Raw genomic sequence first — 21,943 nt, forward strand, 5'->3', positions numbered from 1 at the left:
GGCATATCGCTTCTTGGGAAGCGACATCCGTGAATGAAAAGCCGGGCTGCCGCCATATATATATTACAATTGCAGTGGGGGGGATTAATCATAATGTTGAACGCAGCGGAGCTTCTTGGTTACGGTCCGTCCGATCGGCTCCTTATTGTAAATGCAGATGATTTCGGCTTATGCCATTCAACCAATATGGGTATTCAAAAGCTCCTCCTGGACGGTGTCGTATCTTCCGCCACCCTTATGATGCCTTGCAGTTGGGCCAGGGAAGCCGCTCTTTGGAGCGCCCGGCACACCCATTTGGATATAGGCGTTCATTTTACGTTGACCAGCGAGTGGGACTTGATGAAATGGGGTCCAGTTTACCGAAAAGGGCCCATTGACTCGTTAGTCACCCAAGAGGGATATTTCCCCAAAGATGTGAAAACATTAGAGCGCCAAGCCGATCCGGAGCAAGTCCGCCAGGAGCTTATCGCGCAAATTGAGATGGCGCTGAAGCTGGGCGTTGATTTGTCGCACGCGGATAATCATATGGGCAGCCTGTACGGACTTGCGACCGGGCGCCATTTTCTTGATGTGGTGTTTGATATATGTGCGAAGTATGGGCTTCCGTTCCGGCTGCCGAGAACTCTTCTGCTTGAGAACGGGCAGGTTGCTCCGCAGGAGCTGGCCGAACAAGCGCTTGAGCTTGCGGATCTGGCGAATGCGAAAGGCGTTATTGTGCTGGATTACTTGCTAGGGCTGCCATTCCGTTCTGAGCCGGGTGAAACCTTCGACACGTTTAAAGCGCAAATGATCGCGCTGCTTCAGAATTTGCATCCCGGCATATCCGAAATCATCATCCATCCGTCGCTAGTAACCGACGAGTTATGCGCTTTCCATGAGACGCCGCTTAAGCGCGGGATGGAGATGGATTTGTTCCGGGATCCGGATGTTCAGGAAGCGCTCCGCCTTGAGGGGATCATTCCGGTTCGCTGGAGACAGCTGCGTGATTTGCAGCGCCGCTTATCCGCGTCCGTTTAACTCCGGTCGACAATACAATGGTAACGCTTGACACAGCGTCAGGCACTCCCAAAAGCAGACAAGCCCCTCGGTGAACGGAAGTAACGATTGAAAAAAGAACCACTGTTCGGAAATTACTTATAATGGTATACTGATAGTTGTGAATTTAATATATTTTCAGAAAATTCGGGAAGGGAGTGGGAGAATTGGCGGTTCTTCCTAAGCAGAACGAACTCGGTTTCTTCGAAATTCGCCTTGAATCGATCGGCGGACTAGGCGCTAACTTGGCCGGTAAAATGCTGGCTGAAGCGGGCGTAGTTGGAAGCGGTTTCAACGGAGTCAGTTTTTCTTCTTACGGCTCGGAAAAGAAGGGTTCACCGGTAAAAGCACATATCCGGTTTTGCGACCTTGAAACGAACATCCGGGATACGACACCAGTGGAACGGCCGCACATCGTGGGTATTTTTCATGAAAATTTGTCGAAGACGGTCAATGTCATCAGCGGGATTCATGAAGACAGCGTTGTACTTGTCAACTCTTCCAAGTCGCCTGAGCAGCTCAAGGAGAAATTAAACCTTCTTGGCGGTACGATGGCTGTGGTCGATGCGACAAATATTGCACTCGAAGAGAATAATCGCGTCAATATGGCGATGCTTGGCGGTTTGTTTCGGCTCTGCGACTTCCTTGATTTTGAGCATATGAAAGGCATAATCCGCAAATCGCTGGAGAAAAAATATCCGCAGGCGGTAGAACCTGCGCTTCGAACGTTCCAGAGAGGCTACGACGAAGTGCAGTTCCAAACGTTTGCGCTGCCGGAAGGGACGGCAATGCCTCAGCCAACGCGTTGGGATGTCCCGGCTCTGGGATATTTGACTCAACCGATGGGCGGCATGATTACGAACCCCGGCAACAGCGTACTGAAGGATTTGAGTATTTCCCGCCAAGGAATGATGCCGCATTTTGACGAAGAGAAATGTATTCACTGCGCCGCTTGTGACACCGCTTGTCCGGACTTCTGCTTCGTATGGGATGAGCAGCCGGATAAGAAGGGACGTCCGCAAATGTTTCTGCAGGGAATCGATTACCAATATTGCAAGGGCTGTCTGAAATGCGTCGTCGCTTGTCCGACCGAAGCGCTCGCCTCCGAGCGTGAAACGGACGGTTACGGCGAGCAGAACCGTGTTCCGCACCGTTTTGAATGGGCGAATTAATGCAGTGCTTCGGGTAGCCAGGAGAGAGGGGAGAAACAATGGCCATTGAAATCAATAAGGAAGTGAGCCGGGGAACCGTCGAACAGCGTATGGTATACGAATCCGGCAACGAAATGGCGGCGTATGCCGCGCACCAGATCAATTACCATGTAATGGGATATTTTCCGATTTCACCGTCAACGGAAGTTGCGCAATTTCTCGACCTGATGAAAGCGAACGGGCAGCACGACATAAAACTCATTCCGGCTGACGGCGAACACGGCTCGGCAGGTATTTGCTACGGTGCTTCCGCCGCAGGCGGCCGCGTTTTCAACGCTACAAGCTCAAACGGTTATCTGTATATGCTTGAACAGATGCCTGTACAGTCAGGTACCCGTTTTCCGATGGTGATGAATCTGGTTTGCCGCTCGGTTTCCGGTCCGCTCGACATACACGGCGATCATTCGGACTTATATTTTGCGCTTAACACCGGCTGGCCAATCCTTATGTGCCGGGATCCGCAAGCCGTATACGATATGAACATTATGGCGATTAAGCTCGCGGAGGACCCTGCGGTCAGGCTGCCTGTGCTTGTCGCCTCCGACGGTTACTTCACATCGCACCAGAAGCGCCGGGTTCAAACGTTCGCGCATCGCGCCGATGTCCATGCATTCGTAGGCGAGAAGCCGGTGGAAGGCTACGCGCATGTGCTCGACCGCAACAATCCGATTACGGTTGGGCCTTATATGAACGAGCCGGACTATATCAACAACTGCTATCAGCAGTCGGTTGCGATGTATAACGCCTCCGCCGTCTTCGACCGTATTCGCAAGGAGTACGAGGTCTTGACAGGCCGCGATTACCCGATCCTTGATCTTTACCGGATGGAAGACGCCGAGGTGGCTGTTTTCCTCATGAACTCCGCTTCCGAAATCATCAAGGACGTCGTTGACCAGCTGCGAGCCAAAGGCATTAAAGCAGGCTCGGTAGCGCCAAATATGATCCGTCCGTTCCCTGCCAAGGAAATCGCTGATGTTCTGCGCCGCGTAAAAGCGGTAACGATCGGCGACCGCGCCGATTCGTACGGGGCTCACGGTGGCAACATGACCAATGAAATTAAGGCTGCTCTGTTTACGCATGGCGTAACCGACACGATGGTCGTAAGCCGCATTTACGGCTTAGGCGGTAAAGACTTCTACGCGGAGGACGGACATCATATGTTCGAGCTCGCTCTGGAAGCCGTGAAGAACGGGAAGGTGGCCGTTCCATTCGATTATTACGGCCATACCCCGGGCGATCCGGATAAAGCGCCGAAACGGGTACTCGAGCCGATGAAGTACGAGGATCTGAAGACCGGGCTTATTACGGTAGACCGCGATGCGTCTACCGGCAAGCTTAAGGTGAAAGTGCCTCCCGTCCGTCAGCTCACGAAGAAGCCGAAGCGGCTGGCTCCCGGCCATGGCGCATGCCCGGGCTGCGGTATTTTCTCGGGCCTCGAGCTGTTCTTCAAAGGAATAGAAGGCGATATCGTTGCTCTCTATCAAACCGGCTGCGCAATGGTCGTTACGACCGGCTTCCCTTATTCATCGCATAAAGCGACTTATATTCACAACCTGTTCCAGAACGGAGCGGCTACGCTTTCAGGCGTCGTCGAAATGTTCTGGGAGCGGAAGCGCCGAGGCGAATTGGACAGCTATGGGCTAAAGGATGATTTCACATTCGTGATGATTACCGGCGACGGCGGCATGGATATCGGGATGGGCCCGGCGATCGGCAGCGCACTGCGCAATCATAAAATGATCATTCTCGAGTACGATAATGAAGGCTACATGAATACCGGCGCTCAGCTGTCATATTCGACGCCGCTCGGTCACCGCACGTCGACATCCAATGTCGGCAAGCATCAGGGCGGCAAGCTGTTCCATCACAAGGATACGGCGCAAATAATGGCTGCAACGAATATTCCTTATGTATTCACCGGTTCGGAATCAATCCCGCAGGATTTGATCAGAAAGGCCGCCAAGGCGCAGTATTACGCGCAAAACGTCGGACTGGTCTACGGTAAAATACTGATCACATGTCCGCTCAACTGGCTGTCGGAGGAGAAGATCGGGCAAACATTGATTGACGATGCCGTCAACTCATGCTTCTTCCCGCTCTACGAGGTGGAGGAAGGCGTAACGAATATTACGTTTAATCCCGAAGAGAAAGGGAAAAGGATTCCACTGGGCGATTGGCTCAAAAATATGGGTAAAACAAAGCACATGACGCGGCCGGAATACGCCGAAGCGCTCAAATCGTTCGAGGACGAGGTTGAACGGCGCTGGATGAGGCTGAAGGCGAAGCATGAGAATCCATATTTATAATAGTTAAGGACATTAATTAAATTTATGTAATGCAATCGGGGCGAAGCCGGATGGTGCTTGCGCCCTTGTTTGCTTTTTTAAGCGGGGAGGGGCGGTAGTATCATGCCGATTGTGTTAAGGCATCGGACAACAGGTGAAATCGCTTGCGGTTTACTGCAAAATGTATACAATTTTGCATATTATGGCGCACTCTGGTGGGACGATAAGGAAACGGCGGAGGAGCGTTCGGGTCAAGCATTGACTGCGGCAGGCTTCGAGCAAGCTTCGGACTGGGAGCTGCTTGAAGTCAAGGAAGAACGTCTCAAGCTGTTCAACGTGAAGCTGAATAACGACCCGAAACGGCAGCTCATTATGGAAGGCGATGGAACGATTACGGTTGTTAAAGGGCGGAGGAATGAAAAGGGGGACCAGAGTTAAGATGAAAGTGATGCAAAACGTTCATTTCCAGCAGCTGCTGGAGCTCGATAATGAATCGTCGGCCGCCAGTTTCGGCAGTCAGCTGCGCGAGGGAGGATTTACGGCGGTAAGGCGGTTTCTGGATGATTTCCGCGATTATCTTCGGCGCTTTGAAGACGATGATGGAGAGCGTGCCGCTGCGCTGCTGCAGTTTGCAAGGACGGCGCTTCCGGAGCCGGGTCGAATCAGTCCGTCCTGGGCTTATATCTGGCAGGAATTCGACAGTATTATCAGAACGAAACGTCATGTTTTCGGCTCGATCGGTCATACGCTGCGCAGCGGCGAATGGCAGGTGCTGCTCGACAATCCGTATTCGAATCAGAACATCGCCGTATATCCGGGACTTACGTTCATCGAAGCCGTATATATGTTTGCTTATTTCCGGACGGATTTGACTAACAACGAATACATCCGGCTGCAGAGAATCGACACGGTAATGACTTTTACGGGGGCCGATAAACAGTTGTAAGATGTGGCCGCAAAAAAAGGTTTTGATGTCTGCAGCTGCAGACATCAAAACCTTTTTCAATCGGTAAGTATTGATTTTTCGTGTAATCTGTGAATGTGAACGGCAAATTGATCTTATTGATAGGGAGATAACTTAACGGTTATTAACACAACCCTCGTTCATAAGGTGAGCCGCGATTTTAAAGCCGTGAAACCGTCCTGTTTCGATAAAAATTTCATTCGCCTCGCGCCGTGATGCTACGACGCCGGCCAGATAGACTCCGGGGACATTGGTCTCCATCGTCTCGTCGTTAAATGTGGGGTAGCCTTCCGGCTCGATCGAAACGCCGATTGAGGTTAGAAATGCCCGGTCCGGGTGAAAACCGGTTAGCGCGAGAACGAAATCATTCGGCAGATGCTCGGTCCCCTCTGTTAACGCATCTTTCACTTTTACGCTGCGCGGTCCGATTTCGACGATTTGGGAGGAAAATCGCATATCGATCCGGCCTTTGCCCACTAAACTCTCAAAGGTCGGCCGCACCCAAGGCTTGATGCTTGGCGAATACTGTTCTCCCCTGTAAACGACCGTCACTCTCGCTCCGACCCTCTCAAGCTCGAGTGCGGCGTCGATAGCCGAGTTGCTTCCGCCGATAATGGCAACATTCGTGCCGGTGTAGGGGTGGGCTTCGCGAAAGAAATGACTAACTTTATCAGACTGCTCGCCGGGTATGCCCAGCTCGTTCGGATGATCAAAGTAACCAGTCGCCACTATGACGGCAGACGCACGGTAGTTCAGCGATTCCCCGTAACGGTCCACCGTATGAAGTTCAAAACCGCCGCCCTGCACGGGTATTACCGATGTAACGGTTTCATAGGCGTTGATCCGCACATTCCGGCGCAGCGAAACATTTCGGTAATAATTCAGCGCCTCCAGCCGCGAGGGCTTCTCATTAGCGGTGGTGAAAGGGATTTCGCCGATCTCGAGCAGCTCGGGAGAGCTGAAGAAATGCATGTATGTCGGATATTGGGATATGGAATGAACGACATTCCTTTTCTCGATAATGAGCGGATTAACGCCTATCGCCTGCAGCTGAAGAGCTGCCGCCAAACCGCAAGGGCCGGCCCCGATAATAACGATCTGTTCGGAAATCATATGTTTAGGATAAACCTCCTTATAGATGGCAAACATGATTGGAAGGTTATTGCAGATAGCATCATTTTAGCACATGAAGAGCTCTTGTTCAGCAGGTTTGCGGCAGCAATGCAGGAACGCATTGCATTTGCAGCGCTTAATCAGGCAATTGGCTCTGTGTACGAGCGGCAGAATGTTGTATAATAAGCTAAAATTGTATACAGACGATGAAAATGAGGTGATAGAATGCGACGGCGCTTTGTTATTGAAGCTGTGATGGTAGCGACTTACGGACAATTGCTTGTACCAAGCAGGCCGGTCGATTTTGTCCTGCCTTATTCGACAATATTAGAGCTTTACGATATGAAGGACGGCACAGATCCGGTAATGGATGATCCGGACGATGACGCACACGTCAAACAAAAAATCGATGAACTGATCAAATTTTTCGAGGATCCCTTCAACCGGAAAAAAATCGAGCGTGCGCTCCAGATGCCCTGGCGCGAAAGCTCTCCGCTGCTGCTCAGCGATATGATTCAATTCACTGTCGTTTATGCTGTAGACAATGCTCATTACGGCGACTATTTCGACCCGATTGAGACGGAGCTGCTGCTTACCTCGCTCAAGCTGAACGTACCGCTTTTGTCGGATCAATTCGAATTTCAGGACCGGCTTCTCGAAGCGGAAGTGCCTGTTCATGTGTACGATATTGAAGATTATGATTATGCGGTAGAGGAAGGCAGTCCGGAAGCCGATTGGGAATCTTCACGGGATCTTTAAAAATATTTTTGCTTTTCCCCCTTGCGGGCTGCTGGAAGTGATGATAAGATTTGGATGTTCCAAAAAAACGGAAAACAACGAAAGGAGGGACGATGGATATGACAACTATAACTCTCAATGTGCGTCAGTTGGTTATTGGATGTGCCCATCGGCCCGACTTTTTGCATGCCTCGTCGTACGCTGCCTGATAATGGCCGTGTAACGTAACAAGTGCGTACAAAGAGACTTTGAGCCTGTGCGGCTCGGAGTCTCTTTTTTGTGCCTGACACTTGGAAATGCGCATGCTTTAGAAGGAGGAGAGAGAGAAAATGAAGGTTTTGCTCCGGCTTATGAATTATTTGCGACCGAGCAGCAGATGGGTCGTGCTGTCGGTATCGCTAATGATCCTCGGCACGATTATCGATCTTATCGCGCCATGGCTGTTAAAGGAAATATTCGATGAAGGAATCGCCAAAGAAAATGTTACCGTAATTCTGGTGCTGACATTAACGCTTGCCGGGGTTCAGGCGTTTAAAAGCTTCGGCATGTTTGTGCAGGGGAGGTCGCAGGAGCTTGTCGGCCAGAATGTCGTGTTTACGCTTCGGAAGGAGCTTTACGCCAAGCTGCAGCGGTTATCGTTCGGCTATTACGACAAAGCCCAGACAGGGCAGCTGATGTCAAGGATGACCGGGGATATCGAGGCGGTGAAAAACTTCATCGGCTTCGGTGCATTGATGATGTTCGGCGGACTGTTGACCTTTATTGGAACAATCGTATTCATGCTGTTTATGCAGTGGCAGGTTACACTGATCAGCATGGCTACGGTTCCGCTGCTCTTATTCGCGCTGTGGCGTTTCAACAAGAAGGTCGGACCGGCTTGGGGGCAAATTCGCGAGCAAATGGGGAAGCTGACGACTACGCTCCAGGAGAATATTTCCGGTATACGCGTTGTGAAGGCTTTCGCCCGCGAGCAAGCGGAACAAACCAAATTCGAAAACCGCAACGATCAGAACTTTGACACCAACATGGAGCGCGCCAAGCTGGAGGCCAAAGCATTCCCTCTCATGGGCTTCTATGGCGGCTTGACCTTCCTTATTATGATCTGGCTGGGTGCGATCTTTGTTGCCAACGGTAAGATGACGTTGGGTACGTTCATGGCATTCCAATGGTATACATGGGGGATTATTTGGCCCCTGAACATGCTTGGCTGGCAGATCAATATTATGCAGCAGGCAATTAAAGCGGCTCCGCGCGTCTTTGAAGTGCTTGATACGCCGGTGGAAATCGACTCGCCGGCAAGCGGCGGCACCGATGCGATACGGATCAAGGGCAATGTTACGTTTGAAGCGGTTTCGTTTCATTTTGCCGATCAGGATCCCGGCAAGGATGCAGGCGTACTGAAGAACATTTCACTTGATGTCCGCCAAGGCGAAGTGGTTGCGGTTCTGGGTGCGACGGGCTCGGGCAAAAGCAGCCTGATCGCGCTCATGTCACGGTTCTATGACGTAAGCGGCGGACGTCTGCTCATTGACGGCGTAGACGTCAGGGAATATGAGCTGGATGGACTGCGCCGCAAAATCGGCATCGTGCCGCAGGAAACCTTCCTGTTCTCGGCATCCATACGCGATAATATCGCCTATGGAGTTCCGGATGCGACCCGGGAGGATATAGAGTGGGCGGCACGCAAAGCGCAAATCCATGAATTCATCGAAACGATGCCGTATGGCTATGACACGCTTATCGGTGAGCGCGGTGTTGGACTGTCCGGCGGACAGCGGCAGAGGGTCGCCCTTGCGCGGGCGATTTTGATGGATCCTCCGATTCTTGTACTCGACGAAGCGACGGCGAGCGTCGATACCGCAACCGAGTCGGCTATTCATGAAGAGCTGCTGGAAGTGATGAAAGGCCGGACGACATTCATAATCGCGCAGCGGCTCTCTTCCGTGAAACGCGCCGACCGCATCATAGTGCTTGACCGCGGAAGAATCGTGCAGCAGGGAACACACAAGGAGCTGTACGATCAAGACGGATTTTTCCGTAATTTGTTCGAGATGCAGGAAGCAGCGGCAGCACGTTAAGAACTTGAGCGGAGATATATAATTAATAACATCAATAATTAATGTGCATAAATGTCGCAATGGGGGGATAGTATGAGTCAAATAGAGTGGGATATCGACGAGTTGGAGGAAAAGCCCTTTAACCGGTCATATATGAAACGGTTGTTCAAGTATGTACTGCCCTACCGGAAGGTACTGACTTTTGTCGTGCTCATAGTCCTGTTAAATATGACACTGAGCTTAGCCGAGCCGCTGCTGCTCAGCTATATTATCGATGAGGGCATCTTGAAGAAGGATTTTACTGTCATTCATTGGATTGGGATCACATTGCTCGCGATCAGGCTCATCGGATGGCTCTTTGGATATTTGCATACCCGGCTGATCAATTTTACCGGTCAGCGCATTTTGTTCGATTTGCGTCAACAGCTGTTCAATCATTTGCAGACACTGTCGTTCCGTTTCTTCGACGGAAGACCTGCAGGGAAGATCATGTCCCGGATTACGAACGATACGAATGCAATCGGGGAGCTTATTAACGGCGGTCTCATTACGATGGTAATGGAATTCACACATTTGATCGGTATCGTCGTGATTTTACTTTGGATGGATTGGAAGCTGGCGCTGCTGTCCTTCGTTACTATGCCTCTGCTGTATTTGGTCGTAGGCAAGCTGCAGCCGAAAATCGAAGGCTCATGGTCGAGATCCCGCAAAACGATGTCGGCCATTAACGGCAACCTGAACGAAACGATACAGGGAATACGCGTCATACAGGCGTTCTCACGCCAATCGGAGAATAACCGCCGATTCGAGAAGCTGAATACGAATAACAAACAGGCCTTCATGCGGGCTGTGACTCTGGAATCCACCGTATGGCCTTCTGTAGAGATGATCGGTATGATTGGCACCTGCATCGTAATCTGGTTCGGCGCGAAACAGGTCATGAGTGAAGCGCTATCGCTCGGCTTTATAATGGCATTTATAAATTATTTGTGGCGCTTCTGGGGACCGCTCAGCGCTTTATCTAAAGTATACAGTCAACTGCTGTCGGCGATGGCTTCGGCAGAGCGGATCTTTGAAGTGCTGGATTCCGAGCCTGAGGTTCAGGACCGCGCGAACGCAAAACGTATGAAGCCGATCCGCGGCGAAGTCATATTCGAGAACGTCTCCTTCCGTTATGGCGAAGATAAACCGGAAGTGCTGCATGACGTCAATCTGCGTATCAAGCCGGGTCAGCGCGTTGCAATCGTTGGACCGACGGGCGCCGGAAAAAGCACGATAGTCAATCTGCTCATGCGGTTTTACGACGCGACAGGCGGCCGAATAGTGATCGACGGTCAGGACGTGAAGGATGTCACGCTTGAATCGCTGCGCCGGCAAATGGGTATCGTGCTTCAGGATTCGTTTATTTTCTCCGGTACCATTGAAGAAAATCTGAGGTACGGCAATGAGGACGCAACGGATGAAGCGCTTCGAAAGGCTGCGGAAAATGTTCGCATTGACCGATTCGTTTCCCAATTTCCTGATGGATACGAAACACAGGTCGAGGAGCGCGGCTCCAAGCTGTCGGTCGGCCAGCGTCAATTGCTTGCTTTCGGCCGGGTACTGTTATCCGACCCGCGTATTCTCATTCTCGACGAAGCAACCTCCAGCGTCGACACGGAAACGGAGCAGCACATTCAAGCTGCGCTCCAGACGGTTCTGGAAGGGCGGACAGCGTTCATTATTGCGCATCGATTGTCTACAATCCGCGATGCGGATGTGATTCTTGTGGTTGAAAACGGCCGCATTTCGGAGCAGGGTACCCATGAAGAACTGCTTAAGCAGGGCGGGTTGTACCGCAAGCTGTACATGACCCAATTCGAAATGCAGCAATCGCTTTCGATTCGGACAGGGGCGTAAAGGATAAGGTCCACCTGGTGTACCAGATGGATAGATGGTATGAGATTTTCTGGAGAGAGGGTTGGTCCGATTGGTCGAGATAAGGACGGAAGCAGAGGCCGATCATCAAGCGGTTTATCAATTGAATGTTGAAGCATTCAGCGGCCGGGAGAACGAAGCGAAACTGGTCGAGCGGATAAGAAACTCAGACGGATTTATACCGCAGTTGTCTTTGGTAGCCGAGATTGAAAGCAGGATCGTCGGACACCTGCTTCTAAGCAGGGCAAGGGTTGCTGAGGGTCAAGAGAATCAAGAGGTAATTGTTCTTGCCCCGATTGCGGTTCACCCGTCATTGCAAAAGCAGGGAATCGGCAGCCGGCTAATGAAAGAAGGTTTGGACCGATGTGAGGAGCTTGGGTTCAGAGCGGTCTTTCTGATCGGGCATTCGTCTTACTACCCTAAATTCGGGTTTAAACCTGCACGAACTCTTGACTTCGCATTGAGGCAATTTGAAGTTTCGGATGATGTGTTTATGGTCCGTGAATTAAAGGACGGGGATTTGAAGAATCTCAAAGGAGAGCTGTTATATCCGGAGCCGTTTTTCAGCTAGAGAGCAGCGTCCGAAGTTAACCGGAAGGCGCGATACTGAAGCAGTAACAAGATTCCGGTTACAGCAAAAAAACCTTCTAATGAGAACGTATGTTTGATATACTATAAGCAAACAAGTGTTTGGTGGACCGGATTTTTACTGCGGCTTGATAATGAGAGTGCTTACCGCTTTTCTCGCATCTGAGACGACACTTTTCTATCGTTGGTCGAAAAATCAAAAAGGAAGTGTTAACGTGGAAAACCACTATTTCATGGAATGGTCAATGAAACATAAACAATCCGAGATCGAACGTAAAGCGCGGACAGCATGGATGTGGAATCAAGAACAGCCCTATACTGCCATAACCGCTAAAGGCCAACTCAGTGAGAAAGCCGTCGCCGTTCTTGCGGATTTTCTGGAAAACGGCAACGATCAGATGAGGCTGCAGGCAGCCGATATCGTTTTGCGGCATTTATCGGGTAAAGAAACCGAGAGGAAAAGATTACTCCAAAGGGTATTCTCCAAATAAGCTCTCAGAGGGTTGAAGCATACCGGTTATCGCCTCTCTTATGATATTGCACTTGCGCGATTTCCGCGGCTTTGCTATAATTACCAACAATAACCGTATACGCAATCATGCCGATGAAGAGAATCCAACTCGGAGGCGCTGCGAACGGGACTGTGCAGCCGCAGGCTGCAAGCGTCCTCTAAGTATTCCGGCACCGTACCGTTATCTGCGGATCAAGAGAGTCGATGAAGTCAGCTTCGACTAATTTGGGTGGCACCGCGAGCGCGCTCCTCGTCCCTTATGGGATGAGGGGCGCGTATTTTATTTCGCATAGGAAGAGGAGTGCTTGCCCATGTTAGACATTCGCATCATCCGAGCTCGGAGCAAAGATGTTCAGGAAGCGGCTGACCGTAAAGGCCTTGCTTTCGATGTGAAAGAGCTGCTTGCGCTTGATGACCGCAGACGGCAGCAGCTGGCTAAGACCGAGGAGCTGCGAGCAGAGAGAAACCACCGTTCGGCGGTGGTTCCCAAGCTGTTAAAGGAGAACCGGCAGCAGGAAGCGGAATACGAGAAGCAGGCCGTAACGGAGCTCTTAAGGAATTTAAAGGAAGCTGAGGCGGCGCTTCAGCTGAGTCAGGCAGAATACGAACGGCTCATGCTGCTGGTTCCGAACTTTATGTCGGACGACACGCCTATGGGTAGAAACGACCGGGATAATGTTGAGCTGCGGCGGGTCGGCGATCTTCCTGTGTTTAACTTTCCGGTTAAGAGCCACATCGAGCTTGGCCGGGACCATGATATGCTTGATATGGAGCGTGGAGTGAAGATCGGCGGATCGAGACAGTATGTGCTGAGAAACAAAGGATTGCTGCTCCACCGCGCCGTTCAGCAGTTGGCGCTGGATCTATTGCAGGATAAGGGCTATACGCTGCTCGACGTTCCGGTCATGGTTAAAGAGGAGACGCTTGTCTCATCGGGGTTCTTCCCGGGCAACAGGGACCAAACTTACAGAATAGCAGGCGAGGACAAATGGCTTGCCGGTACTGCGGAAGTGCCGCTCGTTTCCATGTATGGCGGAGAAGTGATTGACTTAACGGAGCCCAAGCTCCTTGCCGCATGCTGTCCTTGTTACCGGAGCGAGGTCGGATCGGCGGGCCGGGATGTTCATGGACTTTACCGGGTACACCAGTTTGCGAAAGTGGAACAGGTCATTATCTGCCGTGCGGACCATGAGCTTTCGGAGCAATGGCTGGATAGGATTACCGAAAACGCGGAGGAGCTCCTCCAGCTGCTCGAGCTGCCATACCGGGTTGTCGCGGTTTGTTCCGGCGATATGTCGCAAAAAAATTATAAGCAGTATGACATCGAAACATGGATGCCAAGCCGGAATAACTATGGCGAGACGCATTCAGCGTCAATGCTGCTTGACTTCCAGGCCCGACGTTCAAATCTCCGCTATCGCGATGATAATGGTAGGCTTCAGTTTGCTTATACACTCAATAACACGATGGTTGCCAGCCCGAGGATTCTTATTCCGCTGGTTGAGAACCACCAACGGGAAGACCGCTCCATCTATATTCCCAAGGCGCTTCGCCCTTATATGAAAGGGGCAGACCAGCTGCGATAAAATGTTGTTGACGTACCGACCGTTGGTCGGTATAATCTAAAACAAACCGACGGTCGGTCTGTGAAATATGGCAGCAGCTTATGAATTCTTCACTCAATTGGTTATTTGCACGAACAGCCGAGTTAGTCCGAATAAGCAGCGCTTGAACACCGGCCATTCCCGCGTGACAAGAGGAGGAAACGATAATGTCAGAATCAAGCGAGCCCCGTGAATCCCGTACAAACTCCAGCTTGCAGCTGCTGCTTCAAACCGCGGAGAAACTCATTGCAGAGAAGGGCTGCCGCAAGACGACGCTTCAGGAGATTATGAACGACACTGGGCTTTCAAAAGGAGCGATTTATCATTATGTGGGCAGCAAGGATGAACTGTTCGGTCTTGTTCTCCGAGAAAGACTAAGCAGTGCAAATGAACGATTTTACAACGCCGTCAATGAAAAGGGAAGCTTAACGGAGCCGCTCCATGCAGTAGTATACGGAATGAAACAGATGCATGACGAGAAGGATGTCACCAACCGGATACTCGTCTATTTGCTAAACCAACGCGATAACCCGGTCGTGGAGAAAACGCTGAAGGACTTTTACGAGAAATCGTTCGATATGTCAGTTCAATGGATTGAAGCCGGGCAGAAGGGCGGAGTTATTCCGTCCGAAATCGATGCCCATAAGTTAGGTGAGCTGTTTCTTCTAATTTCTTACGGTATGCGCGTCCGAGGAATGACGGTTTCCAAGTCGGGAAACTTCACCGCAGACGATATGTTCACTTTTATGAAACTGATGCTTTCGGGGGGATGTCCTCTATGATATTCAAGTTTATTCACGTGCTGGGAGCGATATTGTTTCTCGGCAACGTAATAACGGCGGCTTTCTGGAAAGTAAGAGCAGATTATGGCCGAGATTTCCGGGTACTGCACCAGGCAGCCAAGAATGTGCTGCTTGCCGATTATGTGTTTACAGGGCCGGGAATCGTCATTCTTGCTGTATTCGGCCATCTTGCCGCGCTGAGACTTGGATATCCGATCTGGACTACCGGTTGGCTGTCTCACTCCTACATCCTCTTCATATTATCAGGCGTTATTTGGCTGGCGGTTCTCATTCCAGCCCAAGTCAAGATGGTCCGTTACTCGAAGGTCGCCATGGAAACCGGAGTGATGCCTGCCGAGAATAAACGATGGACGATGCTGTGGAATGTATTCGGCATAATGAATACCGTAATACCTCTTGTCATTGTTTACCTGATGGTCGTCAAGCCTTAAGGAGGAGTAAAGTTGATACCTTTCTATGTTTTAGTCGCGGTTACGGCGATTTTGTACGGTGCAGGTCTCGCAGGAGTTCCCTACTTTGATCAATGGCAGCATGCGCTGACTGGAGGGCTTACTGGGATGTTTCTGCTTACGGCTTCGGCACACTGGGGCAATAAACGGGAGAATCTGATCCGTATGGTGCCGCCTTCTTATTCTAATCCCGGTCTGCTTGTAACAATTACCGGAATACTTGAAATTGCAGGTGTAATCGGTCTGTGGATACCGATGCTGGCGCCATATGCCGGCACAGGACTTGCGGTTATGCTGCTCGCGATGTTCCCTGCCAATATTCACGCGGCAAAGGTCAAAGGGATGATCGGGGGCCGAAGCGTTACACCGCTGCCTCAGCGGACTGCGCTGCAGATTGTTTTTATAGCGGCTGTGCTGCTTGCCGGCTGGTTGTAATGCGCTTAAGCGGCATCGCCGCTTCATAAACCGCACCGTATCGCTTGGTCAAGACCCCGTATAGTGGACATTGGAAAAAGCCCTATGCAACAAGCTGGCGCCGGTATTCAACCGGTGTCAGCTTGTTTAGTTTTCGTTGAGCGCGATCTTCATTGTAAAATTGGATGAATTCCTCCATTCGCCTTTGTGCCTCATCGATAGATCGTATATCATAGGGATAGAGTGCTTCGACTTTAAGATGAGAGAAGAAGCTTTCTATCGAGGCGTTGTCATAACAATTGCCTCGGCGTGACATGCTGATTTGGGCTCCAACCTGTGGCAGCATGTCGTGGTAAGCATGAGACGTGTAATGGCTTCCTTGGTCACTGTGAATGATCAATCCAGTCACGTCTTTATGTTTGTTGAACGCCTTCTTAAAAGTCTCTAAAACAAGTGGGTTGTCGTTGTTCCTACTTATGTGGTAGGCAATGATTTCGTTATTCCAGAGATCCTTAATGGCTGACAGATAGATTCTTTCATCCAATACCCGATACTGAGTTACGTCGGTTACCCATTTTAGATTGGGAGCGTCTGCCTTAAAATTTCGTTGCAGTAGATTTTCTGCGATCCGGCCATCCTCTACCGCTGCTTGCTGACTTGTTCGGTGAACATATTTGCGACGGATAACAGCCTGAATGCCCAGCTCCTGCATTAAACGAAGTACCTTCTTGTGATTAACCACGAGGCCATGCTGGCGATACAACTCATCCTGTACGCGCCGGTAGCCCACAGTCTTGTTACGGCGTTCAAATATAGCTGTAATTTGACGTTTCAGATCTTCGCTAGGATCATGGTTGCTTCTTTTCAGATAGCTGTAGTATCCACTACGACTGATACCAAGGTATTGGCATAATCCTTTTATGCTTTGTCTGTTCTTCATTTGGTCGACAACGATGTGCTTACAGTGTGCACCTCCTGATTCAAGATTTGTAACCACTTTTTTAGTACGTCTACCTCCAATTGCAACCGACGGAGTTCGCGTTCTTGTTCGGTCTCCGTTCGTTTCGGATCTCCCCGACCATCCTTAAATGCGGTGTCTCCAACTTCCCGATACTTCCTCACCCATATCTTAATTCGATCTTTATCCTGAACTCCCAAATGAATAGCAATGGACCTCTGACTCCAGCCCTCCACCGTGTGAAGACGAATTGCCTCCATCTTAAGTGACTCAGGATAATGCTTAAATTTTTGTCCCTTTAGCGCCATAAAAAATACACCCCCTAGAAATATCATCGGTCAACCCAGGGGTTTTTCCAATGTCTATTCTAAGGGGTGCACTTCAGCTGGCGGGCTGCGGTTTTTTTGTGTCATAATAACAGCATACGAAGCATGGCTGACGGCAAATACATAGCCTGGCTTTGTACGACCGGGTATACTGAAACAGACTCTACCATTTCTTAAAGAAGAGAGGAGCACCGCCGGATGAGCTTACAGTCGATTCACCGATTGGCCGACCGTATTCGTACAAACGTAGGAAGTGTAATAGTAGGAAAAGAAGATATCATCGATAAAATGCTCATCGCCATCATTGCATCGGGGCACGTTCTGCTTGAAGACGTACCCGGGACAGGCAAGACGCTGCTTGCGAAAGCGCTTGCTAAATCTATCGACTGCTCGTTTAAACGGATTCAATTTACGCCGGATCTGCTGCCGTCCGATTTGAGCGGCATTCATTTCTATAACCAGAAGCTGTCGGAGTTCGAATTCCGGCCGGGACCGCTGTTCACGAACATCGTACTGGCCGATGAAATTAACCGAGCAACGCCGAGAACGCAATCCAGTCTCCTCGAATGTATGGAGGAGAGGCAGGTGAGCATTGATGGAACGACCCATCGTCTTGGGCGGCCTTTTCTCGTTGTCGCTACGCAAAATCCGATCGAACAGCATGGCACCTTTCCGCTGCCCGAAGCGCAGCTCGACCGCTTCCTGTTTAAGGTGAAGATGGGTTATCCGACGGCGGCGGAAGGGCTCGATATCATGAAGCGCTTTATGTCGGACAACCCGCTCGACGAGCTGAAGCCGGTCGCAAGCGCAGCAGAGATTGAGGAGGCTCAGCTCGCTTATCCGGCTGTTCTTGTTAGCGAGGACATGCTTCAATACATGCTGGCGATTGTGGAAGCCACGCGTTCCCATCCGGATGCGGCGCTCGGCGTAAGCCCGCGCGGCAGTCAGGCGCTTCTGCGTGCCTGCCAGGTATACGCGGCTTTGCAAGGCCGCGACTACGTGCTCCCAGACGACGTCAAAGCGATGGCCGTGCCCGTGCTTGCCCACCGCATAGCGCTGCGGAGCGCGCAGCGGCTGCGGCCGGATGCGGCGGAAGGCGTCTTGGATTCCATCATGCGGACAGTAGCGGTTCCGTCCGACGCGCCGCTTATGACCAGGTCTTAATTCAGTCTCAAGCGGAGGTGTGAAACAAGGGATGGGGATTCATTGGTTTATATTAAGCGCCGCGGCCGTTATAATCATTCAGGGCTGGGTCTTTCGCCGCTTCGGCTTGAAGCGTCTGGCTTATGCTCGAACCTTCAGCGTTTCACGCTGCTTCGAGGGCGACAGGATCGAAATGATCGAGCGGCTGACTAACCGTAAAGCTCTTCCAGTGCCATGGCTCCGTGTGGAATCGATGCTTCATACGGGACTGAAATTCGAGAATGTATTTAACTTTGACGTCAGCAACGGCCAGTTCTATCAGAATCATAAAAGCTTGTTCAGTTTACTCGGTTTCAAGCAGCTCACGCGCAGACACGCCGTTCAATGCGTCCAAAGAGGCTGCTACCGGTTGACGGGCGCATCGCTTACGTATGGCGATTTGTTCGGCTTGTTCAGGTCGTGGGAGACGGTGCCGCTGCAGGAAGAGCTTATCGTCTACCCGCAGCCGGCAGACCGTTCGCAGCTTCAGCTGCCTTCCCGCAGCTGGCAGGGCGATATCACGGTCCGCAGGTGGATCGTGGAAGATCCGTTCTATGTGACAGGCGTCCGCAATTATCAGGCGGGAGATTCGCTTAAGTCCATTAACTGGAACGCGACGGCGCGGGCCGGTAAGCTGCAGGTCCATAGACGCGATTTTACGGCGGATTTCCGAATTATCGTACTGCTGAACGTTGAGGATCATGCCGGGATGTGGCAGGTGGTGAACAATACGGAACTCATCGAGCAGGGTATCCGTCTGGCGGCAGGGTTCGTGCAGTTTGCGGCAGAACAGGGGCTTGAAACCGGTTTTGCGTCAAACGGCCATGACCTTGATACGCCCGGCGTACCGGTCATCACCACGATGAGCAGCGGCAGCGATCATATGCTGTATCTTTTTGAGCGCATGGCCAAGCTGGTTATATCGAGCGCGACTCCGTTTGACCTGCTGCTGGCTCAGCTTGCCGATCAGCTTGATGACAGCTGTGACATCGTCATCGTATCGGCGTTTATGAATGAGAAAATGGAGCTTGCGGTCGACAGACTCCGCAGCGATGGACACGGAGTGGAATGGATGCCGTTATCGGCAAGGGCAGGTGATGCGGCTTGAAACAGCAGCTGCGGGATAGTTTGCTGGCACTACGGCGAGGATTCATTGAGCTTATATTGTTTGTGCCGATTGCGTGGGTCTTTCAAGCCTTCATGCTGCCTCCCGGTACGGAATGGCTGTGGATTGCTCTGCTGCCGATCGGATACCCGGCAGGATTTATGATCAACCGCTTGTTTTCATTCCGCCATTCATTCATGATCCTTCTCATTAGTGCTGTAATCGCCTTTTGTTACAGTTTGCTGCTGTTTGGTGCAACGAAGGAAGGTGCACTCAGTCTGATTGCCGCATCGCTTACATTGTATCGCGGAGGCAAGATGGCAGTAACTCCTTGGCATAATAGGCTGCTTCCCCGCCATTATACGGCCGGCCTGCTTGTTTATTTCGGCGTATCGGTTGTGTGCAGTCTGGCTGAACCGTTCAAACCGTTTAAGCCGCTGATGATTGGTCTCGGCCTTGTCGCACTGTTTCTGACGCTATTCGCCGCCAATCGAGACAATGTTAATAACGAATCGTTATCAAATGACGATAAGCCGATGATCGAGCCGACGGTGAGGAAACACAATCTGTATCTTGTATCCACTGTAGCTGTTATAACCCTGCTAATCGTATTTAGTTACCAGCTGCAGGCTGCATTAGGAGCGTTATGGCATACTTTCTCCAGCATATTGAACAAGTGGTTGTCCAGCGGAGGAGAGAAAGCGGCGGTGCCGCCTCCCCAAACCGAACCTCCAGCCCAGCCGCCGGGGTTGCCAAGTGGTGAGGGCAAATCCATGCCGCTTTGGCTTGATATTCTGCTGTACGGCATAGCGATTGCGGTACTCGGGGCTGTATTATGGCTGGTCCTGCGGCAGCTGCGCCATCTTCCGGAATGGCTCCGACAGCTCCGTGAGAAGCTCGCTCAATTATTTGGAAGGGAAAAGGGCGAGCAGAATCAGGGGTATGTTGATGTAGTGGAGAGCATTAGGAAGCCGGGCTTACTCGGCGGACTACGGCTGAGCAGAACAAAGGAACCGCGAAGCCGTTGGAAGGATTTGCAGGATAACGAATCGCGAATTCGTTACCTTTACAGGCAGTGGCTTGCCAGGCGGGTAAAGGCCGGTTATGCGTTCAAGCCTCATTTGACCCCAATCGAAACCGGGGCGGACGCGGGCACGCAGGCGAGCGACTCCCCTTCGGCGGAAACACTTATCCACCAGTATAATAGCGTTAGATACGGCAAAAAAAAGATCACAGACGAGACTATTCGGCGATTTCTCGAACGCGCAGAAAAATGACTGTTTTAATGTAAACGTCCATACATAAATATCCAACTGTTTGGTCATCCTTATATTAGATATGATTAACAGGAGGTATTGCAGTGGACAATCAGATACAGCAGCCAATCAATAGTCAACAGATGAGCTATCAGCAATTTCAAGAGCAGGTTCAGCGACAGCAGGAGCAAGAACGGATCCAAGCTCAGCAGGCTCTACGCAACGTAGGCCTTGATCCTCGCTCCCAGCAGGTGCAGCAGCTCGTCATTGAGCTTCAAAACATCGGTCGCGAGCTGCAGATCGCGGAGAATCAGCTTCAAACGCAAATGGACGCCCAAAGACGGCAAATCCAAAGTATCCGGCAGAGTCTGCAAAAAGCCGAGCAGCAGGCGCAGGGTTCGGTTTCGGCGATCAATTCCGTCGCTCAGCAGACGCAAGGTCCGATTTCTATTGTTAATTCCGCCGCACAGCAGCCGCAGCAAACGAAAACATATTTCCAATAATGCTTGAGCGTTAAACCGCTCTCACACCTCTCCGTATCGACGGAACGAACGACTGCCGTTCGCTTTCGCGGTATGGAGAGGTGTATTTATTTTCCGGCCATTATGCAATTGCAAGCAGACGTTAACAGGGTGAAAATAGCGAGAAACATTCTTTTTGCTCAACAACAGATAATCTAACGATGTCCGGACACCGTGTCAGCGAACCGTTGGTTTCGCAGAAAGATATGCGATGGCTCTTGCCGGTGTTTTGCGCAACAAGGACTAATTAGTGTGATTCAAAGAGGAAGCTTGAAGGATTTCTTCGTGAGCGGATACAACCACTTAACCCCGCTTGGCGTTAAGGTGTCCGCAATCAGGTGAGAAAGGTAACCGGCTGCCGAGACGGTCGCTATTCCTTTAATATGAAGCTGCTCTTCGAGTCCCCAACCGATGGCGCTCCATAGCGCCGCCGCCCATAAGGTATGTGTCATTCCCCGGTGATTGAGCCAGGGAACCCATGCGACGAAAAGGCCGAAGCCCATCAACCAATTCATCTTATATATCCATCCCGCATAAATAAGACCGCAGCCGATTGCGCTCACCAGCGCATTGCGGATTATGCCTGACTTGGCGACGAATCCGAGCAGAAAGACGATAACCGCAATGATCGTATATTCGGGATATAACCTGTCCTGTGCAGCGTACAAATAAATGACCCCTGCGGCCAGCAGTATCCCCGCCCAGAGGACAAGCTCGCGAAGCAGCCTGGAAACGCCGCTAAGCTTGCTGCTCAGCATGCTTGATCCGTCAAGGTCGGCACTCAAAGCCGAGAAAGCCGATATCGTAATATATAAGGCTGCATTTTTGAAGGTAAACGGATAGTATGCGGCGGCTGCAGCTCCGATCGCTGCGCCGATAACCAGGTGTGTTTTCCCTTTCATGATT

23 protein-coding genes are annotated in these 21,943 nt (G+C 51.1%); 19 read left to right on the forward strand and 4 right to left on the reverse strand.

Annotation, left to right across the window (positions count from 1 at the left end; translation table 11 throughout):
* Window positions 1–93: 93 nt before the first annotated feature.
* The 5 genes from KZ483_RS13735 (at window position 94) to KZ483_RS13755 (ending at window position 5,477) form a co-directional block, all read left to right on the forward strand.
* Window positions 94–1,017, forward strand: coding sequence for a polysaccharide deacetylase family protein (locus KZ483_RS13735; RefSeq protein WP_309568570.1), 924 nt, complete (start codon window positions 94–96; stop codon window positions 1,015–1,017).
* 185 nt (window positions 1,018–1,202) lie between these two features.
* Complete coding sequence (locus KZ483_RS13740; RefSeq protein ID WP_220347847.1) at window positions 1,203–2,207, forward strand: 2-oxoacid:acceptor oxidoreductase family protein; 1,005 nt, start codon at window positions 1,203–1,205, stop codon at window positions 2,205–2,207.
* 38 nt (window positions 2,208–2,245) lie between these two features.
* Entirely contained in the window at window positions 2,246–4,552 is a 2,307-nt protein-coding gene (locus tag KZ483_RS13745; RefSeq protein WP_220347848.1) for a thiamine pyrophosphate-dependent enzyme, read from the forward strand.
* A gap of 102 nt (window positions 4,553–4,654) precedes the next feature.
* Window positions 4,655–4,969 (forward strand): hypothetical protein, encoded by a 315-nt coding sequence (locus KZ483_RS13750; protein ID WP_220347850.1) that lies wholly within the window; start codon window positions 4,655–4,657, stop codon window positions 4,967–4,969.
* Window position 4,970: 1 nt separating this feature from the next.
* The gene (locus KZ483_RS13755) at window positions 4,971–5,477 is read left to right on the forward strand and encodes a hypothetical protein (protein ID WP_220347852.1); all 507 of its coding nucleotides are present in this window, start codon (window positions 4,971–4,973) and stop codon (window positions 5,475–5,477) included.
* Between the two features lie 132 nt (window positions 5,478–5,609).
* Here KZ483_RS13755 and KZ483_RS13760 read toward each other — a convergent pair whose 3' ends face one another.
* Window positions 5,610–6,608: a YpdA family putative bacillithiol disulfide reductase gene (locus KZ483_RS13760; RefSeq protein ID WP_220347854.1), complete on the reverse strand. Its 999-nt coding sequence runs from the start codon at window positions 6,606–6,608 to the stop codon at window positions 5,610–5,612.
* A gap of 225 nt (window positions 6,609–6,833) precedes the next feature.
* Between KZ483_RS13760 and KZ483_RS13765 the strand changes: the two genes are divergently transcribed.
* The 10 genes from KZ483_RS13765 (at window position 6,834) to KZ483_RS13810 (ending at window position 15,710) form a co-directional block, all read left to right on the forward strand.
* Window positions 6,834–7,367, forward strand: a complete 534-nt coding sequence (locus tag KZ483_RS13765; RefSeq protein WP_220347856.1) for an ADP-heptose synthase — start codon at window positions 6,834–6,836, stop codon at window positions 7,365–7,367.
* 308 nt (window positions 7,368–7,675) lie between these two features.
* On the forward strand, window positions 7,676–9,424 hold the full coding sequence (locus KZ483_RS13770; protein ID WP_220347857.1) for an ABC transporter ATP-binding protein: 1,749 nt from the start codon (window positions 7,676–7,678) through the stop codon (window positions 9,422–9,424).
* A gap of 72 nt (window positions 9,425–9,496) precedes the next feature.
* Window positions 9,497–11,302, forward strand: a complete 1,806-nt coding sequence (locus KZ483_RS13775; RefSeq protein WP_220347858.1) for an ABC transporter ATP-binding protein — start codon at window positions 9,497–9,499, stop codon at window positions 11,300–11,302.
* A 70-nt stretch (window positions 11,303–11,372) separates the two neighbouring features.
* Entirely contained in the window at window positions 11,373–11,891 is a 519-nt protein-coding gene (locus tag KZ483_RS13780) for a GNAT family N-acetyltransferase (RefSeq protein ID WP_220347859.1), read from the forward strand.
* Window positions 11,892–12,042: 151 nt separating this feature from the next.
* Window positions 12,043–12,399, forward strand: coding sequence for a hypothetical protein (locus tag KZ483_RS13785; protein ID WP_220347860.1), 357 nt, complete (start codon window positions 12,043–12,045; stop codon window positions 12,397–12,399).
* Window positions 12,400–12,439: 40 nt separating this feature from the next.
* Window positions 12,440–12,643 carry a hypothetical protein gene (locus tag KZ483_RS13790; protein WP_220347861.1) on the forward strand — a complete coding sequence of 68 codons (204 nt, stop codon included), beginning with the start codon at window positions 12,440–12,442 and terminating at the stop codon, window positions 12,641–12,643.
* Window positions 12,644–12,730: 87 nt separating this feature from the next.
* Window positions 12,731–14,005: a serine--tRNA ligase gene (gene serS / locus KZ483_RS13795; protein ID WP_220347862.1), complete on the forward strand. Its 1,275-nt coding sequence runs from the start codon at window positions 12,731–12,733 to the stop codon at window positions 14,003–14,005.
* 185 nt (window positions 14,006–14,190) lie between these two features.
* Window positions 14,191–14,805 carry a TetR/AcrR family transcriptional regulator gene (locus tag KZ483_RS13800; protein WP_220347863.1) on the forward strand — a complete coding sequence of 205 codons (615 nt, stop codon included), beginning with the start codon at window positions 14,191–14,193 and terminating at the stop codon, window positions 14,803–14,805.
* Window positions 14,802–15,257, forward strand: a complete 456-nt coding sequence (locus KZ483_RS13805; protein ID WP_220347864.1) for a DUF2269 family protein — start codon at window positions 14,802–14,804, stop codon at window positions 15,255–15,257. The genes KZ483_RS13800 and KZ483_RS13805 overlap by 4 nt, the downstream gene beginning before the upstream one ends.
* Window positions 15,258–15,269: 12 nt before the next feature.
* Entirely contained in the window at window positions 15,270–15,710 is a 441-nt protein-coding gene (locus tag KZ483_RS13810; RefSeq protein WP_220347865.1) for a DoxX family protein, read from the forward strand.
* A gap of 82 nt (window positions 15,711–15,792) precedes the next feature.
* On the opposite strand, the gene KZ483_RS13815 is transcribed toward KZ483_RS13810, so the two are convergent.
* The gene (locus KZ483_RS13815) at window positions 15,793–16,629 is read right to left on the reverse strand and encodes an IS3 family transposase (RefSeq protein ID WP_220347866.1); all 837 of its coding nucleotides are present in this window, start codon (window positions 16,627–16,629) and stop codon (window positions 15,793–15,795) included.
* Window positions 16,626–16,982: a helix-turn-helix domain-containing protein gene (locus tag KZ483_RS13820; RefSeq protein ID WP_309568571.1), complete on the reverse strand. Its 357-nt coding sequence runs from the start codon at window positions 16,980–16,982 to the stop codon at window positions 16,626–16,628. The genes KZ483_RS13815 and KZ483_RS13820 overlap by 4 nt, the downstream gene beginning before the upstream one ends.
* A 189-nt stretch (window positions 16,983–17,171) precedes the next feature.
* Here KZ483_RS13820 and KZ483_RS13825 point away from each other — a divergent pair, with 189 nt between their 5' ends.
* The 4 genes from KZ483_RS13825 to KZ483_RS13840 all read left to right on the forward strand — a co-directional run bounded on the left by KZ483_RS13825 (window position 17,172) and on the right by KZ483_RS13840 (window position 21,019).
* On the forward strand, window positions 17,172–18,137 hold the full coding sequence (locus KZ483_RS13825) for an AAA family ATPase (RefSeq protein ID WP_220347869.1): 966 nt from the start codon (window positions 17,172–17,174) through the stop codon (window positions 18,135–18,137).
* A gap of 31 nt (window positions 18,138–18,168) precedes the next feature.
* A complete protein-coding gene (locus KZ483_RS13830) occupies window positions 18,169–19,263 on the forward strand; it encodes a DUF58 domain-containing protein (protein WP_220347870.1) in 1,095 nt (364 codons plus the stop codon).
* Entirely contained in the window at window positions 19,260–20,537 is a 1,278-nt protein-coding gene (locus tag KZ483_RS13835; RefSeq protein WP_220347871.1) for a DUF4129 domain-containing protein, read from the forward strand. Before KZ483_RS13830 ends, KZ483_RS13835 begins: the two co-directional genes overlap by 4 nt.
* An 83-nt stretch (window positions 20,538–20,620) precedes the next feature.
* Window positions 20,621–21,019, forward strand: a complete 399-nt coding sequence (locus KZ483_RS13840; RefSeq protein WP_220347872.1) for a hypothetical protein — start codon at window positions 20,621–20,623, stop codon at window positions 21,017–21,019.
* Window positions 21,020–21,294: 275 nt separating this feature from the next.
* Here the strand turns inward: KZ483_RS13840 and KZ483_RS13845 are convergent, their stop codons facing one another.
* On the reverse strand, window positions 21,295–21,939 hold the full coding sequence (locus KZ483_RS13845; protein ID WP_220347873.1) for a metal-dependent hydrolase: 645 nt from the start codon (window positions 21,937–21,939) through the stop codon (window positions 21,295–21,297).
* Window positions 21,940–21,943: the final 4 nt, after the last annotated feature.

The sequence above is a fragment of the Paenibacillus sp. sptzw28 genome (genome assembly GCF_019550795.1).
Lineage (GTDB): Bacteria > Bacillota > Bacilli > Paenibacillales > Paenibacillaceae > Paenibacillus_Z.

Excerpts from the sequence above, each read along its gene's own strand:
- KZ483_RS13735 (WP_309568570.1), top strand. The coding sequence starts at position 94 with ATGTTGAACGCAGCGGAGCTTCTTGGTTACGGTCCGTCCGATCGGCTC.
- KZ483_RS13745 (WP_220347848.1), top strand. The coding sequence starts at position 2,246 with ATGGCCATTGAAATCAATAAGGAAGTGAGCCGGGGAACCGTCGAACAG.
- KZ483_RS13750 (WP_220347850.1), top strand. The coding sequence starts at position 4,655 with ATGCCGATTGTGTTAAGGCATCGGACAACAGGTGAAATCGCTTGCGGT.
- KZ483_RS13755 (WP_220347852.1), top strand. The coding sequence starts at position 4,971 with ATGAAAGTGATGCAAAACGTTCATTTCCAGCAGCTGCTGGAGCTCGAT.
- KZ483_RS13760 (WP_220347854.1), bottom strand. The coding sequence starts at position 6,608 with ATGATTTCCGAACAGATCGTTATTATCGGGGCCGGCCCTTGCGGTTTG.
- KZ483_RS13765 (WP_220347856.1), top strand. The coding sequence starts at position 6,834 with ATGCGACGGCGCTTTGTTATTGAAGCTGTGATGGTAGCGACTTACGGA.
- KZ483_RS13770 (WP_220347857.1), top strand. The coding sequence starts at position 7,676 with ATGAAGGTTTTGCTCCGGCTTATGAATTATTTGCGACCGAGCAGCAGA.
- KZ483_RS13775 (WP_220347858.1), top strand. The coding sequence starts at position 9,497 with ATGAGTCAAATAGAGTGGGATATCGACGAGTTGGAGGAAAAGCCCTTT.
- KZ483_RS13785 (WP_220347860.1), top strand. The coding sequence starts at position 12,043 with ATGAGAGTGCTTACCGCTTTTCTCGCATCTGAGACGACACTTTTCTAT.
- KZ483_RS13790 (WP_220347861.1), top strand. The coding sequence starts at position 12,440 with ATGATATTGCACTTGCGCGATTTCCGCGGCTTTGCTATAATTACCAAC.
- serS (WP_220347862.1), top strand. The coding sequence starts at position 12,731 with ATGTTAGACATTCGCATCATCCGAGCTCGGAGCAAAGATGTTCAGGAA.
- KZ483_RS13800 (WP_220347863.1), top strand. The coding sequence starts at position 14,191 with ATGTCAGAATCAAGCGAGCCCCGTGAATCCCGTACAAACTCCAGCTTG.
- KZ483_RS13805 (WP_220347864.1), top strand. The coding sequence starts at position 14,802 with ATGATATTCAAGTTTATTCACGTGCTGGGAGCGATATTGTTTCTCGGC.
- KZ483_RS13815 (WP_220347866.1), bottom strand. The coding sequence starts at position 16,629 with ATGAAGAACAGACAAAGCATAAAAGGATTATGCCAATACCTTGGTATC.
- KZ483_RS13820 (WP_309568571.1), bottom strand. The coding sequence starts at position 16,982 with ATGATATTTCTAGGGGGTGTATTTTTTATGGCGCTAAAGGGACAAAAA.
- KZ483_RS13825 (WP_220347869.1), top strand. The coding sequence starts at position 17,172 with ATGAGCTTACAGTCGATTCACCGATTGGCCGACCGTATTCGTACAAAC.
- KZ483_RS13830 (WP_220347870.1), top strand. The coding sequence starts at position 18,169 with ATGGGGATTCATTGGTTTATATTAAGCGCCGCGGCCGTTATAATCATT.
- KZ483_RS13845 (WP_220347873.1), bottom strand. The coding sequence starts at position 21,939 with ATGAAAGGGAAAACACACCTGGTTATCGGCGCAGCGATCGGAGCTGCA.